The 15,007-nt window shown below is 67.7% G+C and carries 14 protein-coding genes; 6 read left to right on the top strand and 8 right to left on the bottom strand.

Annotation, left to right across the window (positions count from 1 at the left end; translation table 11 throughout):
• Positions 1–10: 10 nt before the first annotated feature.
• Positions 11–1,561 carry a glycerol-3-phosphate dehydrogenase/oxidase gene (locus tag ACT86A_RS01055; RefSeq protein WP_445090052.1) on the top strand — a complete coding sequence of 517 codons (1,551 nt, stop codon included), beginning with the start codon at positions 11–13 and terminating at the stop codon, positions 1,559–1,561.
• 114 nt (positions 1,562–1,675) lie between these two features.
• On the opposite strand, the gene ACT86A_RS01050 is transcribed toward ACT86A_RS01055, so the two are convergent.
• Positions 1,676–2,347 (bottom strand): TetR/AcrR family transcriptional regulator, encoded by a 672-nt coding sequence (locus tag ACT86A_RS01050; RefSeq protein ID WP_445090051.1) that lies wholly within the window; start codon positions 2,345–2,347, stop codon positions 1,676–1,678.
• Between the two features lie 424 nt (positions 2,348–2,771).
• Between ACT86A_RS01050 and ACT86A_RS01045 the strand changes: the two genes are divergently transcribed.
• On the top strand, positions 2,772–5,120 hold the full coding sequence (locus tag ACT86A_RS01045; protein ID WP_445090050.1) for an FdhF/YdeP family oxidoreductase: 2,349 nt from the start codon (positions 2,772–2,774) through the stop codon (positions 5,118–5,120).
• Between the two features lie 52 nt (positions 5,121–5,172).
• Entirely contained in the window at positions 5,173–6,012 is an 840-nt protein-coding gene (fdhD, locus tag ACT86A_RS01040) for a formate dehydrogenase accessory sulfurtransferase FdhD (protein WP_445090049.1), read from the top strand.
• A 200-nt stretch (positions 6,013–6,212) separates the two neighbouring features.
• Here the strand turns inward: fdhD and mihF are convergent, their stop codons facing one another.
• Positions 6,213–6,527, bottom strand: coding sequence for an integration host factor, actinobacterial type (mihF, locus tag ACT86A_RS01035; protein WP_445090048.1), 315 nt, complete (start codon positions 6,525–6,527; stop codon positions 6,213–6,215).
• A gap of 154 nt (positions 6,528–6,681) precedes the next feature.
• Between mihF and ACT86A_RS01030 the strand changes: the two genes are divergently transcribed.
• From ACT86A_RS01030 to ACT86A_RS01020, 3 genes are all read left to right on the top strand, one after another.
• A complete protein-coding gene (locus ACT86A_RS01030) occupies positions 6,682–6,942 on the top strand; it encodes a hypothetical protein (protein ID WP_445090047.1) in 261 nt (86 codons plus the stop codon).
• Between the two features lie 399 nt (positions 6,943–7,341).
• Positions 7,342–7,908 (top strand): carboxymuconolactone decarboxylase family protein, encoded by a 567-nt coding sequence (locus tag ACT86A_RS01025; RefSeq protein WP_445090046.1) that lies wholly within the window; start codon positions 7,342–7,344, stop codon positions 7,906–7,908.
• 223 nt (positions 7,909–8,131) lie between these two features.
• Positions 8,132–9,025 carry a hypothetical protein gene (locus ACT86A_RS01020; protein ID WP_445090045.1) on the top strand — a complete coding sequence of 298 codons (894 nt, stop codon included), beginning with the start codon at positions 8,132–8,134 and terminating at the stop codon, positions 9,023–9,025.
• A gap of 238 nt (positions 9,026–9,263) precedes the next feature.
• Here ACT86A_RS01020 and ACT86A_RS01015 read toward each other — a convergent pair whose 3' ends face one another.
• The 6 genes from ACT86A_RS01015 to tig all read right to left on the bottom strand — a co-directional run bounded on the left by ACT86A_RS01015 (position 9,264) and on the right by tig (position 14,807).
• On the bottom strand, positions 9,264–9,527 hold the full coding sequence (locus ACT86A_RS01015) for a ribosomal protein L7/L12 (protein WP_445090044.1): 264 nt from the start codon (positions 9,525–9,527) through the stop codon (positions 9,264–9,266).
• 29 nt (positions 9,528–9,556) lie between these two features.
• Positions 9,557–9,967: an STAS domain-containing protein gene (locus ACT86A_RS01010; protein ID WP_445090043.1), complete on the bottom strand. Its 411-nt coding sequence runs from the start codon at positions 9,965–9,967 to the stop codon at positions 9,557–9,559.
• Positions 9,968–10,113: 146 nt separating this feature from the next.
• The gene (gene clpX / locus ACT86A_RS01005) at positions 10,114–11,394 is read right to left on the bottom strand and encodes an ATP-dependent Clp protease ATP-binding subunit ClpX (protein ID WP_445090042.1); all 1,281 of its coding nucleotides are present in this window, start codon (positions 11,392–11,394) and stop codon (positions 10,114–10,116) included.
• Positions 11,395–11,857: 463 nt separating this feature from the next.
• Positions 11,858–12,526: an ATP-dependent Clp protease proteolytic subunit gene (locus ACT86A_RS01000; RefSeq protein ID WP_040865481.1), complete on the bottom strand. Its 669-nt coding sequence runs from the start codon at positions 12,524–12,526 to the stop codon at positions 11,858–11,860.
• A 70-nt stretch (positions 12,527–12,596) separates the two neighbouring features.
• Positions 12,597–13,184, bottom strand: a complete 588-nt coding sequence (locus ACT86A_RS00995; protein WP_445090041.1) for an ATP-dependent Clp protease proteolytic subunit — start codon at positions 13,182–13,184, stop codon at positions 12,597–12,599.
• Between the two features lie 240 nt (positions 13,185–13,424).
• A complete protein-coding gene (gene tig / locus ACT86A_RS00990; protein WP_445090040.1) occupies positions 13,425–14,807 on the bottom strand; it encodes a trigger factor in 1,383 nt (460 codons plus the stop codon).
• Positions 14,808–15,007: the final 200 nt, after the last annotated feature.

The following is a 15,007-nucleotide window of genomic DNA, read 5'->3' as shown; positions in this document are numbered from 1 at the left end:
AGGCAGTGCGATGACCACGAATTCGCGGCACACCACCGACTCCGCGCTGAACGCTGCCCGCCGCGTCGCGGACCTGTCCCGACTCGGCGACGGCGCCGAGATCGACGTGCTGGTCATCGGCGGCGGTGTCACCGGCGCGGGCGCCGCGCTGGACGCCGCCGCCCGCGGACTGCGGACCGTGCTGGTGGAACGCCACGATCTGGCGTTCGGCACCAGTCGCTGGAGTTCGAAGCTGGTGCACGGCGGGCTGCGCTATCTGGCCGGCGGCCGGGTCGGCATCGCCCAGGAGAGCGCGGTGGAACGCGGCATCCTCATGCGCACCACGGCGCCGCATCTGGTGCGTCCGCTGCCGCAGCTGGTGCCGCTGCTCCCCGGCATCGGTGCGGCCCAGGCCGCGCTGGTACGCACCGGTTTCCTGGCGGGCGACCTGTTGCGGCGCGGGGCGGGAACCCCGGCGGCGATCCTGCCCCGCTCCCGGCGCGTCGCCGCCGCGGAGGTGCTGCGGCTGGCGCCGACCGTGCGCCGCGCGGGGCTGCGCGGCGGCCTGCAAGCCTGGGACGGGCAGCTCGTCGACGACGCGCGATTGGTCGTGACCCTGGCGCGCACGGCGGCGGCGCACGGCGCGCGGGTCATCACGTACACCGAAGCTCTCGACGTGACCGGTGATTGCGCGACCCTGCGCGAGACCCGGACCGGCGAGACCCTCACCGTGCGGCCACGCACCGTGGTGAACGCCACCGGAGTCTGGGCCGGCCACGTCGATCCGAGCATCCAGCTGCGCCCGAGCCGGGGCACCCATCTGGTGTTCGCCGCGGCGTCCTTCGGCGGACTCTCCGCCGCGCTGACCGTACCGGTGCCGGAAAGCAGCAGCCGTTTCGTCTTCGCCTTCCCCGCCGCGCACGACCGGGTCTACCTCGGCCTGACCGACGAGGACGCGCCGGGCCCGGTGCCCGACGAGCCGAAGCCGACCGACTCCGAAATCGACTTCCTGCTCGAAACCATCAACCCCGCCCTGCGGGAGCCCTTGACGCGCAACGATATTCGCGGCTCATACGCGGGCCTGCGTCCGCTGTTGCAGACCGCCGACGACAATACCGCCGACATCTCACGCAGGCATGCGGTGCTGCGCTCCGCCTCCGGCATCGTGACGATCGTCGGCGGCAAACTCACCACTTACCGGAAGATGGCCGAAGACGCCGTCGACGCGGCCGTCGCACACGGCGGGCTCACCGCCGGACCATGCCGCACTCGAAAGCTTCCCCTGGTCGGCGCGGTCTCCGGAGCGGCCCGAGACCGCATCGACGCCCCGCCGGTGTTGATCGATCGCTACGGCAGCGAGGCGACCACCATAGTGGCGGCGGCGCGCCGTGATCCAGCGCTCGCCGAGCCGGTGGCCGCCGGAATCGACGTGCTCGCTGCTGAATTCGCGTTCGCGGTGTCCCACGAGGGCGCGCTCTACGCCGATGATCTACTGGACCGGCGCAGCCGCATCGGCCTGGTCGCCGCGGACCGCGCAGCCGCAGCCCCGGCCGCCGCTGCCGCACTGGCCGCAATCGGCTAGCTCCCGCAATCGGCTAGGACGCTCTTCGCTACGCGGGCGAGTTGCTCCCGCGCCGCAGTGACGTCCTACTCGATCGCCCACGTGCGCCGGCGGCAACGGCGCGAGCCGGGCGAATCAGTCGGCCGCAGTGGCGAGGATGCCGTTGAGCAGCACCCGGACCGCCCAGCGAGCGCGGGCCCCGCCATCGCCGGACAGCAGGCTCTCGCGCATCGCCACGAGGGTCGGGTACCGGTCGGCGGGCAGCTCGGCGAAATGCCGTTGGACATCGGCGAGGTAGTCCCGCTCGGTGCCGCCGCTGGTGTTGTGCACGCTCTGCTCGGCGGACGACGCGGTGATGTGCAGCATGAGCAGGTCCACCGCCCAGGACGCGGTGCGGTCGTCGAGTCCCGCCTCGGCGAGCGACCGGAGCATCAGTTCCATCAGACGCAGCGCGTTCGGGCTGGTCGCGATCGTGCCGAGCGCGACGAGCGCCAGCCCTTCGTGCCTGCTCATCGCGGTGACGGTGGCCTCGACCAGGGCGGTGAGCCGTTCCCGCCAGCTCGCCCCGACCGGCTCGGGAACGGTGCCGAGGACCTGGTCGAGCATGGCGGCCAGCAGATCGTCGCGGTTGGCGACGTAGACGTAGAGCGAGGCCGCGCCGGTATCCAGGTCCTGAGCGACCCGGCGCATGGTCAGGGCTGCCGCACCGTCCCGGTCCAGAATGCGCAGGCCCGTCTCGACGATCACCTCGCGACCGAGCGGCGCTTTGGCCGGGCGCGTCCGGCGACTGACGGCTCCCGCGCTCATGGGGACACCTCGTTGACGCTCGGTCCGGGCATGAACGCACTTGCGGCGAGTTCGATCGTTCGGTCGCTCATCGCGTCCGAGCATAACCACCGACGAACGCCGTTTGGCACGAACAATGTTTGTGTCCCGCGCGCGGTGGACCTGATTCGCGCAGCATAGTCGGCGGTGCGGACACCTACGTCGGTGTACTCGAACGCCCACCATGCCGCCGTGTTCACACCAGATGGTGAACGGGTGTTCCGGTCCGGCATTCGGAAATCGCAACCACCGACCCGGCTCGTATTCGGCAGTCGACTGTCACCAGCCGTGGCGCAGCACGGACTCGGCCTCGCCCGCCCGGCGCGCACGGTCGCGGCCGCCGAGTTCGTCGCCGATGGCACGGGGTCCCGTTCGACTCGTACGGCATAAAGAGCACAATGGCGACATGCATCGAATGGGGCCGAGCCGGGATATCAACGAGTCGGAGCTGTCCGTGACGCCGCCGAAGGAGCAAGCCGCGGGCGTCACTGCCGTGGCGGTGGCGCTGAAACGCGCGATCGAGGAAATGGGCGTCATCCGGACCGCGCGTACTTTGACCCGGGTCAACCAGGTACACGGCTTCGACTGCCCGGGCTGCGCCTGGCCGGAGCCGACCGGGCATCGTCGGCCCGCGGAATTCTGCGAGAACGGCGCGAAGGCGGTGGCCGAGGAAGCCACGCTGCGTACCGTGGGACCGGAGTTCTTCGCGGCACACTCGATCGCGGAGCTGAGCGGCAGGTCGGGGTACTGGCTCGGCCAGCAGGGCCGGTTGACCCATCCGATGGTGCTGCGTCCCGGAGACACCCACTACTCCCCGATCGCCTGGGACGACGCCTACCGATTGATCGCCGAGCAGCTGCGCGCGCTGGCGTCACCCGACGAAGCGCTCTTCTACACGTCCGGGCGCACCAGTAATGAAACCGCGTTCCTCTATCAGCTGCTGGTGCGCAGCTACGGCACGAACAACCTGCCGGACTGCTCCAACATGTGCCATGAGTCCTCCGGCGCCGCACTGGAAAGCTCGATCGGGATCGGCAAGGGCTCGGTCACCATCGATGATTTCGACAAGGCGGACCTGATCATCGTCGCGGGACAGAACCCGGGCACCAATCATCCGCGCATGCTCAGCGCACTCGCGCGTGCGAAGGGCAACGGCACCCGCGTCGTCGCGGTGAATCCGCTGCCGGAGACCGGTCTGCTCGGCTTCCGCGATCCACAGACGGTCAAGGGCTTCACCACCGGTGTGCCGATCGCCGACGACTTCTTGCAGATCCGCCTCGGCGGCGATATGGCATTGTTCCAAGCGCTCGGCCGCCTGCTGCTGGAAGCCGAGGACCGGGCGCCTGGAACGGTGGTCGACCGAGACTTCGTCGACGCCCACTGCGCGGGCTATGCCGAGTACGAAAAGCAGGTGCGCGCGGTCGATTTCGATACCGTCCTGGCGGCGACCGGCCTCAGCATGTCGGAGCTCGAGCACACCGCCGATCTGTTCGCGCGGTCGAAGAACATCATCATCTGCTGGGCAATGGGCCTCACCCAGCAGACACACGGCGTCGCCACGATCGAGGAGGCCACCAACCTGCTGCTGCTGCGAGGCATGATCGGCAAACCGGGCGCGGGCGTGTGTCCGGTGCGCGGCCACTCGAACGTCCAGGGCGACCGCACCATGGGCATCTGGGAGAAGATGCCCAACGACTTCCTCGACGCTCTGGACCGCGAGTTCGGCATCACCAGCCCGCGTGCGCACGGCTTCGACACGGTCGAGGCCATCCGCGCCATGCGCGACGGCCACGCGAAAGTCTTTGTCGGCATGGGCGGCAACTTCGTGTCCGCCACCCCCGACACCGCGGTGACCGAGGCCGCGCTGCGCGACTGCGAACTCACCGTGCAGGTCTCCACCAAACTCAACCGCAGCCATGTCGTGCACGGCCGGACCGCGCTGATTCTGCCCACCCTGGGCCGCACCGACCTCGACCTGTCCGCCGAGGGCGCCAAACGGCAAGTGTCGGTGGAGGATTCGATGTCGATGGTGCATTTGTCCACCGGGCGACTGAAGCCGGTCAGCGATCAACTGCGCAGCGAAGTCGCGATCGTCTGCGAACTCGCGCAAGCGTTGTTCGGCGCCGACCATCCGGTACCGTGGGCCCGGTTCGCGCAGGACTACGACACCATTCGCGACGCCATCTCCCGCGTGGTGCCCGGCTGCGCGGACTACAACGCGAGAGTGCGGCAGCGCAACGGGTTCCAGCTGCCGCACCCGCCGCGCGATGCCCGCGAATTCCGCACCGCCACCGGGAAGGCCAACTTCGCCGCCAACGAGCTCACCTGGCTGCCCGTGCCCGAGGGCAGGCTGATCCTGCAGACGCTGCGCAGCCACGACCAGTACAACACCACCATCTACGGCCTCGACGACCGCTACCGCGGCGTACACGGCGGACGCAGGGTGGTGCTCGTACACCCCGACGACATCACCGTGTCCGGCTTCGCCGAGGGCGACATCGTGGATGTGGTCTCCGAGTGGACCGACGGCACCGAACGCCGCGTCGAAGGCTTCCGCCTGGTCGCCTACCCCACCCCGCGCGGCAACGCCGCCGCCTACTACCCCGAGACCAACCCCTTGATGCCACTCGACCATGTCGCGGCACGGTCGAATACTCCTGTCGCCAAAGCCGTCACCGTCCGCTTCGAGCGAAGCACCAGCAGGAGCGGGGGCTCGCGCGTGCTGCAGCCCAGCGGCCACACGGCGCAATCATGAGCGGGCACAACGCGACCACGCGGCGAGCCACTCATGCCGAAAGCGGCGCCGCATGAGCCGCGTGACCGCCCGCCGCCGGATGCGCCGGGTCTCCCCCACCGGCGAGATCCACCGCCCGGACACCCTCGCGGTCGAAGAACCGCTGGAGATCCGCATCGGCGGGCAGCCGCTGACCATCACCATGCGCACGCCGGGCAACGACGTCGACCTGGTGCACGGATTCCTGTTGAGCGAGGCCATGATCGGCTCCGCCGAAGACATCGTGGCCGCCCGCTACTGCGCCGGCACCGACGAGCGGGGCCACAACACCTACAACGTCCTCGACGTCACGCTGCGAACGCCGGTCGCGGTGCCGACTCGCGCCTTTCCGATCACCGGCGCGTGCGGACTGTGCGGCAAGACTGCTTTGGACGACGTGCGCACCCGCACCCGGTTCCCGCTGCAGCATGGCGGCCCGGTAGTGGGCACGCACGTACTGACCGCCATGCCCGACAGCCTTCGTGACCGCCAATCCGTGTTCGACGCCACCGGCGGCCTGCACGCCGCAGGACTGTTCACCGCCGACGGCACCGCGCTCGCGGTGCGCGAGGACATCGGCAGGCACAACGCGGTGGACAAGGTGATCGGCTGGGCGCTACGCGAAAACCGTATTCCCGCATCCGATCTCGTGTTGATCGTGAGCGGGCGCGCCTCGTTCGAACTGGTCCAGAAGGCCGTCATGGCCGGTATTCCGATGCTCGGGGCGGTCTCGGCGCCGAGTTCCCTCGCGGTCGACCTCGCCGCTGAGTCCGGCCTCACCCTGATCGGTTTCCTGCGCGGCGACACCATGAACATCTACAGCTCCCCCGAACGGATCTACGCCGAACCCGGCGCGGCCACCCTGTCGGCCTGACTCACTCTTGCCGTAACGGGTCGTCCGACTCACCGTGACTGCACCGAGTCCGAACCGGTCGGGCAAGTGCGCAGCGGTCGGTGGTATCTCGGTCGGTGGTATCTCGGTCGAGGGGACACCGTCGGGACGCCCGTGGACGATCACCACGGGCGTGATCCGGTGTGTCCGCGGACGTCAGGTCGCCGCGAGTCGCCCGCCGGTCAGTCCTTCAGCGCTTCGAGCAGCGCCGCACGCTGCCGCGCTCCGAGGCCGCCGATCCGGCGATCTTCCGGGATCTCCGCCTGGTCCATCAGCTTCGCCGCTTTCACCGGGCCGACGCCCGGCAGGGCCTTGATCACGGCGGCCACCTTGGTCTTCTTGACCAGCTCGTCGGTGTCGGCCTTCTTCAACAGGTCGGCAACGGAAACTGTGCCCGCCTTCACCTTGCCGATCAGTTCGGAGCGTGCCTTGCGGACCGCAGCCGCCTTGGCCAACGCCTCGGTGCGCTGCTCTGCGGTCATGGTAGGCAGTGCCATGTCTCCTCCGCTTCCACTCGTCACTCGAACATCTATTTGACCGGACCGAGTAAACATCACGGCACCTGCAGCGCAAGCTCGACACACCGGGTACGAGCAGCGGAAATAGCGATGAGTTTCCCTGGTCCGCGCCGTCGGAACGGGTAGCCGATCCATGCCCGGCGGGCGAACCGGACGAAAGGAACACCACGTCACGGAAGGGTCGCTCACCCAATTCGGCACCGTCGACGGCGTCTACCGGGCACCCGGCGGTCCGCAGAGGGACACCAGCGGCGGAGTCACCGAGATCCAGCCCACCGGACTTCGGCTGACCGACTCCCGTGTGACCGCCGGCGGCGGGGTGATCAGTACCTACCGCAACGCCGGCGCGCCGCGATACGGGGACTTCACCGAAGTGACAGCAGCCGCCCAGTAACACCCGCGACGTGTTCGCCGACACAGTAAGCGGCAACACCGAGCGCGGGGTCGAGGTTCAACGGCGAACCAGAGGGGGATCAACGGTGCTCCCCCCACAACCCGGCGCGGTCGGCCCTGGCGATCGCTACGCTCACCCAGCGCGAAGCGACAACCGCCCAACTGCCGCTCTCCGCACGTGCGTGCCGACATGACGACCAGCGCTCTGCAAAGGTGGTGGGCTCGCCCGCGCGTAGCCGTGGGCCGGGGAGAGGATCGATCGAGGACAGGAGCCGGCCGGACGGGTCGAGTCCGAGTAACCCGCCGGGTGCGCCAGGTCACAGGCCCCGACCCATCACATTCCGGCAGGATCTCTCGTCCGAGAAGTAGGAACCACATCCGCTGATCGAAGGAGATCCACATGAGCACCCGCATCGCGGCCGTCACCCCACAACAGGCCGGGCCGGTGACCAAGCTGCTGTACCGGTTCGCGAAGCGCCGCTTCCGCGAAGTGCCGGAGCCGTTCGCGGTCGCCGCCAACCATCCGAAACTGCTCGTCGCGAACGCCGTCCACGAAACGATGGCCGGTAAGGCCAGCACCGTCCTACCTGCCGTCGTCCGCGAGATCGCGGTCTACCGCACGGCGTGGACGATCGGCTGCTCATGGTGTGTCGACTTCGGCGCCATGCTCATGCGCCTGGACAAGCTGGACGTGCAGCGTCTCGAGCACATCGCCGACTACGCGACCTCGCCGCTGTATTCCGACGACGAGCGCGCCGCCATCGCCTACGCCGACGCGATGACGGCGACCCCGACCGCGGTCACCGACGAGCAGGTGGCCGATCTCGAGCGACGCTTCGGCCGCGCCGGGGTGGTGGAACTCAGCTATCAGATCGCGCTGGAAAACTCACGGGCCCGGTTCAATTCGGCGCTCGGGATCACCGCGCAGGGCTTCGGCACCGATTCGTGCCGGGTGCCCTGGGCCTGACGGCGGGCGACCGGCCCGCGGAAAGCCCCTGACTGACCAGGCATTTCAGCCCGCTTCCGCGCTGGGCTGTCGCTGTGGCCGGGAATGGACTATGAATAGGAGGTGTTGACGCCGACTGTCCGTGTCCCGTTCAGGGAGCTATCGTGTCGCAATCGGTGACCGATCGGCCGCGTCGGCGTCTTCGGTTTCTCGAGTTCCCCTCCGCTCAACCGTTTGGAGCCGCATGCTCGACGACCATCCGCTCGACGACGACGTCGCGCGGCTCGCGACCCGGGTCGAGAAGGCCAGGGGCCGCCTCGCCTACCAGTTCGACCCGGCCCTGACCGGCGCGCTGTCGGAGGAGGAGCTGCACGCCGAACGCGAACTGGCCGAACGGATCCGGACCCAGCACCGGCAACAGCGCTGGAAGCATGCCGAGGCGTCGGCCGCGGCCTCCGACCGGGCCCGGAATACCACCGAGGCAATCGAGAAGGCCGAGGTCAAGGATCTGCTGTTGGCGCGCAAGGCGATTGCCGCGCAGCGGCGCGCGTCCAGCCCGCACGCCAGGCTGGCGTCGCTGTACCGGCACCGCTCGTGGTCGCTCGGCGCGCTGGCGGGCGTGGTCGCCGCGGGGATGCTGTGGTCGGCGGTCAATGTCCAGCACAACATCGCGCCCGGTGGGCCGACCGATCCGCTGTACTGGTTCAGCTATCTGCTGGAGGCGATGATCAGCGTGTCGCTGATCATCATCATGATCGGCACGAGCAAGGTCACCGAGTGGGGCGTGCTGGACAATCGTAGCCAGGTCGCGGCGGCCGAGATCGCGTTGCTGGCGCTCACGGTCGGTCTGAATACATACCCGTATCTGAGTGCGGGCCGGTGGTTCGACGCCGCAGTGCACGGCGTCGCGCCAGTCATGATCGGCGTCGCCCTGCTCATCCACGATGCCGCCAGCGCACGCTACGGTAGCGCGATCAATCTCGCCACCGAGCAGGTCCGCAATCTTCCCGATCCGACCGGGACCGAACCGCTGCCGGAATCCGCCGCAGCGGACGCTGCCGTCGGCTCGGACGCCAACCGGCCGGCTGCCGACGGTGATGTACCGATCGACGCCCTCCTGGTCTCCAGCGCGCACTAGGCGGCTCACCGTGGTCCCACTCGGTATGTGCTGACGGCCAGCGGCGTACCTGCGCCACGGCCGGTTCTCCCCCGTGCCGGGGTGACCTGGTGCCTGCCAACGGGTTGGACCGGGTTGGCTGTTCTGGGGCGTTCGGGCGGTCCGGCCATGGTCGGTAAGCCCGCCGGAGAACCCCCTCCGACGCGAAATCACGCGTCGCGTCCACGCGGAGATCGACCCGCTGCCGTCCGCACCGGACTCAGTACGGATACCGCCGTTCGACTGCGTCTTTGGCCTCTTTGAGTCCGCATCCGGTCAGCTCGCGGTAACGCTTGATCGCGTGAATCTTCTTGCCCTGCGCTAGAAGTGCATCGATCTGCGCCATTCCAGCACCGTCCGGTCCACGCGGGGCGACCCCCGCTGGTGTCACGGCCTCCGCCTGGATCCCGAGATGCTTCATGACCAGATCGAGCTTGTCGTGCAACGCGTCGACTTTGCGTTCCAAACGCCGATGGGCAAACATGCCCCGATCGTAATGGCCGGCCCGCCGGCTCAGGCGGCGGCGAGCACGGCAGCGGCGAGACTCGTCGTCGTCTCGAAGGACCCGACATCGGCGGCGACCTCGAGCAAACGGTCGACACACCGCGGACCAGTGACCAGGCGCAGGTGGCGGTCGGTGTGGCTGAGCTGGGACCGTGCCTCGATCAGCACCTGGAACCCGGATACGCCGAAAAACGTGACCTTGGAGAGATCGACCACCACCACCGCCGCCGCGGTGCTCAGCGAGCCGATCAGTCGGCCGCGGAACACTTCGGCGGTGTACTGGTCGACCTCACCGGCGACGGAGCACAGCGTGACCAGGTCGCTCGGGGCCGTGACGGAAATCTGGAGCCGCTCGGCGGGATGATGGATTTTGCGAGCGGGCGTGCGGAACAACGTGGGAGTCGCGAAACCTGTCGACATGAGGACCTCGGTCCAGTCGTCCGCGGCAGCCGCCCAAGGGGTGCCCGCGGGTAATGATCCGCTCCGGACGGCACACCCGCCGGAACTAGGCTGCTTGCTCAACCCTCACAGAGGAGTACCCCGGCGGTCCGGCCGCCACACCCGAATTACGCCGACTTCTCCCGGCGCTCCTGCCGCTGCGCCTTGCGCGGAACGATGGTGGGCAGCACATTGTCGTTGACGGTGTCCATATTGACGACCACCTTGGCGACATCGTCGCGGCTGGGGATGTCGTACATCGCGGGCTGCAGGACCTCCTCCATGATCGCCCGCAGACCACGCGCGCCGGTGCCGCGCAGGATGGCCTGGTCGGCGACGGCCTCCAGCGCGTCGTCGGTGAACTCGAGGTCGACCCCGTCCATCTCGAACAACCGGACGTACTGCTTGACCAGTGCGTTCTTCGGCTCGGAAAGGATCTTGACCAGCGATTCCTTGTCCAGGTTGGTCACCGAGGCGACCACGGGCAGGCGACCGATGAACTCGGGGATCAGACCGAACTTGATCAGGTCCTCCGGCATGACCTCGGCGAAATGGTCGGTGGTGTCGATCTCGGCCTTGGATCTGACCTCGGCGCCGAAACCGATACCACGGTGGCCGGTGCGGTCGGAGATGATCTTCTCCAGACCCGCGAACGCGCCCGCCACGATGAACAGCACGTTGGTGGTGTCGATCTGGATGAACTCCTGGTGCGGGTGCTTGCGCCCGCCCTGCGGCGGCACGCTGGCCTGGGTGCCCTCCAGAATCTTCAGCAGCGCTTGCTGCACGCCCTCGCCGGAGACATCACGAGTGATCGACGGGTTCTCGCTCTTGCGCGCGATCTTGTCGACCTCGTCGATGTAGATGATGCCCGTCTCGGCGCGTTTCACGTCGTAATCGGCCGCCTGGATCAACTTCAGCAGGATGTTCTCGACATCCTCGCCGACATATCCCGCCTCGGTGAGCGCGGTCGCGTCGGCGATGGCGAACGGTACGTTCAGCATCTTCGCCAACGTTTGGGCGAGATAGGTCTTGCCACAGCCGGTGGGGCCGAGCATGAGGATATTCGACTTGGCCAGTTCAACGGTCTCGCCGCGGCTGTCGCGACTCTTGTCACCGGCCTGGATGCGCTTGTAATGGTTGTAGACGGCTACCGCGAGCGTGCGCTTGGCGGTGTCCTGCCCGATGACATAGTTCTCCAGGAAGTCCCGGATCTCGGCGGGCTTGGGCAGCTCATCGAGCTTGACCTCGCTGGATTCGGCGAGTTCTTCCTCGATGATCTCGTTGCAGAGATCGATGCACTCGTCGCAGATGTACACCCCTGGTCCCGCAATGAGCTTCTTGACCTGCTTCTGGCTCTTTCCACAGAACGAGCACTTCAGCAGATCGCCGCCGTCTCCGATGCGCGCCATCTCGTGGGTCCCTACTTCCTTGTCCGCGTGCAACCGTCCGTCCAGGTTGCCAGCTGTCCACCGCTTGCACAGTCGCGAACACATCGACTGTTTCGGAGCTGGTGGACAGTATCGGCAACCGGGAGCAAAGGTCCCTAGGTTGACCGTACCCGGTGTGCGGGATGGAGGTCGACAACTCGCGCATGTTTCTCGCACGGGTTGTGCGAGGTGTCACGCCGCCGGAAGACGCCGACCGCCCCTGGCGACGGCCGCCGTGACCTCTCACCAACCGCCGCGCGACATCGAGTTCGAACGACATTGCCCGAATGCGCGCGAAGCGGAAGCGGTCCGGCCGGGCAGCATGCGCTGACATACTTTCCCGGCCGGAATTCCCTGTTACAAAGCAATTTTCGAACGAACCGCCGCCGGGATCGGCGATTCGCCCGCCGTCGGCGGTGCTACCCGGAATCACCGGGCAGGTGCGTCACTTCTGCGCGCTGAGCTTTCGGTAATCGAACACGGTGTCGATGATCCCGTACTCCTTGGCGTCCTCGGCGGTCAGGATCTTGTCGCGGTCGGTGTCCTTGCGGATGGTATCGGCGTCCTTGCCGGTGTGCCGCGCCAGCGTGGTCTCCATCAGGCGGCGCATCCGCTCGATCTCGGCGGCCTGGATCTCCAGGTCCGACACCTGCCCCTGGATACCACCCTCCAGCGACGGCTGGTGGATCAGCACGCGGGCGTTGGGCAGGCAGGCGCGCTTGCCGGGGGTACCGGCGGCAAGGAGCACGGCGGCGGCGGAGGCGGCCTGGCCCAGGCACACCGTGGCGACGTCGGCACGCACGTACTGCATGGTGTCGTAGATGGCCATCAGCGAGGTGAACGAGCCACCCGGCGAGTTGATGTACATGGTGATGTCGCGGTCGGGGTCCAGCGACTCGAGCACCAGCAGCTGCGCCATGATGTCGTTCGCCGAGGCGTCGTCCACCTGCACACCGAGGAAGATGATCCGCTCCTCGAACAGCTTGTTGTACGGGTTGGACTCCTTGACGCCGAAGCTCGAGTGCTCGATGAACGACGGCAGGATATAGCGCGCCTGCGGGCTCTGCGGAGCGATGCCGGACAGTCCGGCGCGCGGGTCGATCGAATTGGCCATCTTCGTCTCCAAAGTCGGTGTGGCGGCCGGACGTTCGAGGCGTCCGGGGGCCGGTGGGTGATCCGGTGCGTTACTTCTTGGCCCCGTTGGCCTGGTTGGCGTGGCTGATCACGTGGTCGATGAAGCCGTACTCCAGGGCTTCGGGCGCGGTGAACCAGCGGTCGCGGTCGGCGTCGGTGGTCACCTGCTCCACGGACTTGCCGGTGTGCAGCGCCTGCAGCTCGTTCAGCTCCCGCTTCGTGTGCGCGAACTGCTCGGCCATGATCGCGATGTCGGCCGCCGAACCGCCGATGCCCGCCGACGGCTGATGCATCATGATCCGCGCGTGCGGCAGCGCGTAGCGCTTGCCCTTGGTGCCCGCGGTGAGCAGGAACTGCCCCATCGACGCGGCCAGGCCCATGCCGTAGGTGGCGATGTCGCACTCGGCGAACTGCATCGTGTCGTAGATGGCCATGCCTGCGGTCACCGAACCACCCGGCGAGTTGATGTACAGCGCGATGTCCTTGGTGGGATCCTCGGCCGACAGCAACAGGATCTGCGCGCACAGCTTGTTCGCGATGTCGTCGTCGACCTGGGTGCCGAGGAAGATGATGCGCTCACGCAGCAGGCGCTCGAACACCGAATCACTGAGGTTGAGACCAGCAGTCGCGGTTGTCATGACCCCTGCCTGATTGATTGTCACGGATACCTGCCTTCTCTCACCGGCTCGTTGCGGATTGCCACATAGCCATCACTGGTCGGATATGTCGCACCCACCCTATTGGACAGGACATATCCCACTTGCCGTCACAAACATTAACGAAGCAGGGCGGCACCGAACTCCCGGTACCGCCCTTTCTTCGCTCACAGCGCAATCAGTGCACCCCTCGGGCGCCGATCCCGCCGGTATTCCACGAAACTATTCCGCGTCCGCCTCGGACGCCTGCTCGGCCTCGGCCTCGCCCTCGGCCACGGAATCAGCCGGAGCGCCGAACATTTCGGCGGTGTCCACCGGGTTGCCCGCGGAATCGGTGACCGTCACCTTGCCGACCACGTCGGCCAGCGCCTTGCCGCGGCGCACGTCGGCGAACACCGCACCGAGCTGGCCCGCCTGCTGCACCTGCTGGATGAACTGCTCCGGCGCCATGCCGTAGCGCTGCGCCTGGAACAGGATGCGCTCGGTGAGCTCATCCTGACCGACCTGGGTGCCCTCCGCCTCCGCGATCGCGTCCAGCAGCAGCTGGGTCTTCACCGACTTCTCGGCGGAGTCCTTGGTCTCGGAGTCGAACTCTTCGCGGGTGCTGCCCTGCGCCTCGAGCGCCTCGGCGAACTTGGCGTCGTCGTGGTCGAATCCGTGCACGGCGTCATGGGTCACGGCGTCGATCTCGGCCTTGACGACGGCTTCCGGCAGCGGCACCTCGACCTGCTCCAGCAGGGTCTCCAGCACCTTGTCGCGGATCTCGCCCGCCTGCTGCACCTTCTTGACCCGCTCGACCCGGCTGCGCAGGTCGGCCTTCAGCTCGTCCAGGGTGTCGAATTCACTGGCCAGCTGCGCGAACTCGTCGTCGGCCTCGGGCAGTTCGCGCTCCTTGACGGTCTGCACCGTCACCGTGATGACCGCGTTCTTGCCCGCGTGCTCGCCGGCGACCAGCGTCGAGGTGAACTCCTTCGACTCGCCCGCGGACAGCCCGACCACTGCCTCGTCCAGGCCCTCGATGAGCTGGCCGGAGCCCACCTCGTGGGACAGACCGGTGGTGGCGGCCTCGGGGACCTCTTCGCCGTCCACGGTCGCGGACAGGTCGATCGAGACGAAGTCGCCCTCGCGCACCGGACGCTCGACACCGGTCAGCGTGCCGAAGCGCTGGCGCAGCGACTGCAACTGCTCCTCGATGTCCTCGTCGCCGATGGTGAACGCGTCGACGGTGACCGCGATGCTCGCGTAATCCGGCAGGGTGATCTCCGGGCGCACGTCGACTTCGGCGGTGAAGGCGAGCTCCTGGCCGTCCTCGATCTTGGTGATCTCGATCTCCGGCTGGCCGATGACCTTCACCTCGGAGGTGGTGACGGCCTCGCTGTAGCGGCCCGGCAGCGCGTCGTTGACGACCTGCTCCAGGATCGCGCCGCGACCGAGGCGGGCCTCGAGCAGCTTCGCGGGCGCCTTACCGGGACGGAAGCCGGGGATGCGGACCTGCTTGGCCAGTGCCTTGTAGGCGCGGTCGAAATCCGGCTTCAGCTCCTCGAAGGGCACCTCGACGTTGATCCGGACCCGGGTCGGGCTCAGCTGCTCGACGGTGCTCTTCACGGACATGCTCCTTGTTCGTTGGTCGTACTGGTTCGTTGGTCGTACTGGTTGCCGTTGGGTGTGCGTGCTCCACGTCGGACCCGCGATCGGAAACGGCAGGCCAAGTGGCGCTACGCCGACGTCCGCATTCCTCACCGCCGCCGATCCGAACCGGGCTCCCGGCCTCGGCCGAGACGACGAGGGATGCGGTGTGCGCGACG

This window comes from Nocardia glycosmidis (genome assembly GCF_052545115.1).
This window is presented reverse-complemented; position numbering and strand designations above follow the sequence as displayed.

Excerpts from the sequence above, each read along its gene's own strand:
- clpX (WP_445090042.1), bottom strand. The coding sequence starts at position 11,394 with ATGGCGCGCATCGGAGACGGCGGCGATCTGCTGAAGTGCTCGTTCTGT.
- mihF (WP_445090048.1), bottom strand. The coding sequence starts at position 6,527 with ATGGCACTGCCTACCATGACCGCAGAGCAGCGCACCGAGGCGTTGGCC.
- ACT86A_RS01010 (WP_445090043.1), bottom strand. The coding sequence starts at position 9,967 with ATGTCGACAGGTTTCGCGACTCCCACGTTGTTCCGCACGCCCGCTCGC.
- ACT86A_RS01000 (WP_040865481.1), bottom strand. The coding sequence starts at position 12,526 with ATGGCCAATTCGATCGACCCGCGCGCCGGACTGTCCGGCATCGCTCCG.
- ACT86A_RS01030 (WP_445090047.1), top strand. The coding sequence starts at position 6,682 with ATGCCCGGCGGGCGAACCGGACGAAAGGAACACCACGTCACGGAAGGG.
- ACT86A_RS01050 (WP_445090051.1), bottom strand. The coding sequence starts at position 2,347 with ATGAGCGCGGGAGCCGTCAGTCGCCGGACGCGCCCGGCCAAAGCGCCG.
- ACT86A_RS01025 (WP_445090046.1), top strand. The coding sequence starts at position 7,342 with ATGAGCACCCGCATCGCGGCCGTCACCCCACAACAGGCCGGGCCGGTG.
- ACT86A_RS00995 (WP_445090041.1), bottom strand. The coding sequence starts at position 13,184 with ATGACAACCGCGACTGCTGGTCTCAACCTCAGTGATTCGGTGTTCGAG.
- fdhD (WP_445090049.1), top strand. The coding sequence starts at position 5,173 with ATGAGCCGCGTGACCGCCCGCCGCCGGATGCGCCGGGTCTCCCCCACC.
- ACT86A_RS01045 (WP_445090050.1), top strand. The coding sequence starts at position 2,772 with ATGCATCGAATGGGGCCGAGCCGGGATATCAACGAGTCGGAGCTGTCC.
- ACT86A_RS01055 (WP_445090052.1), top strand. The coding sequence starts at position 11 with ATGACCACGAATTCGCGGCACACCACCGACTCCGCGCTGAACGCTGCC.
- ACT86A_RS01015 (WP_445090044.1), bottom strand. The coding sequence starts at position 9,527 with ATGTTTGCCCATCGGCGTTTGGAACGCAAAGTCGACGCGTTGCACGAC.
- ACT86A_RS01020 (WP_445090045.1), top strand. The coding sequence starts at position 8,132 with ATGCTCGACGACCATCCGCTCGACGACGACGTCGCGCGGCTCGCGACC.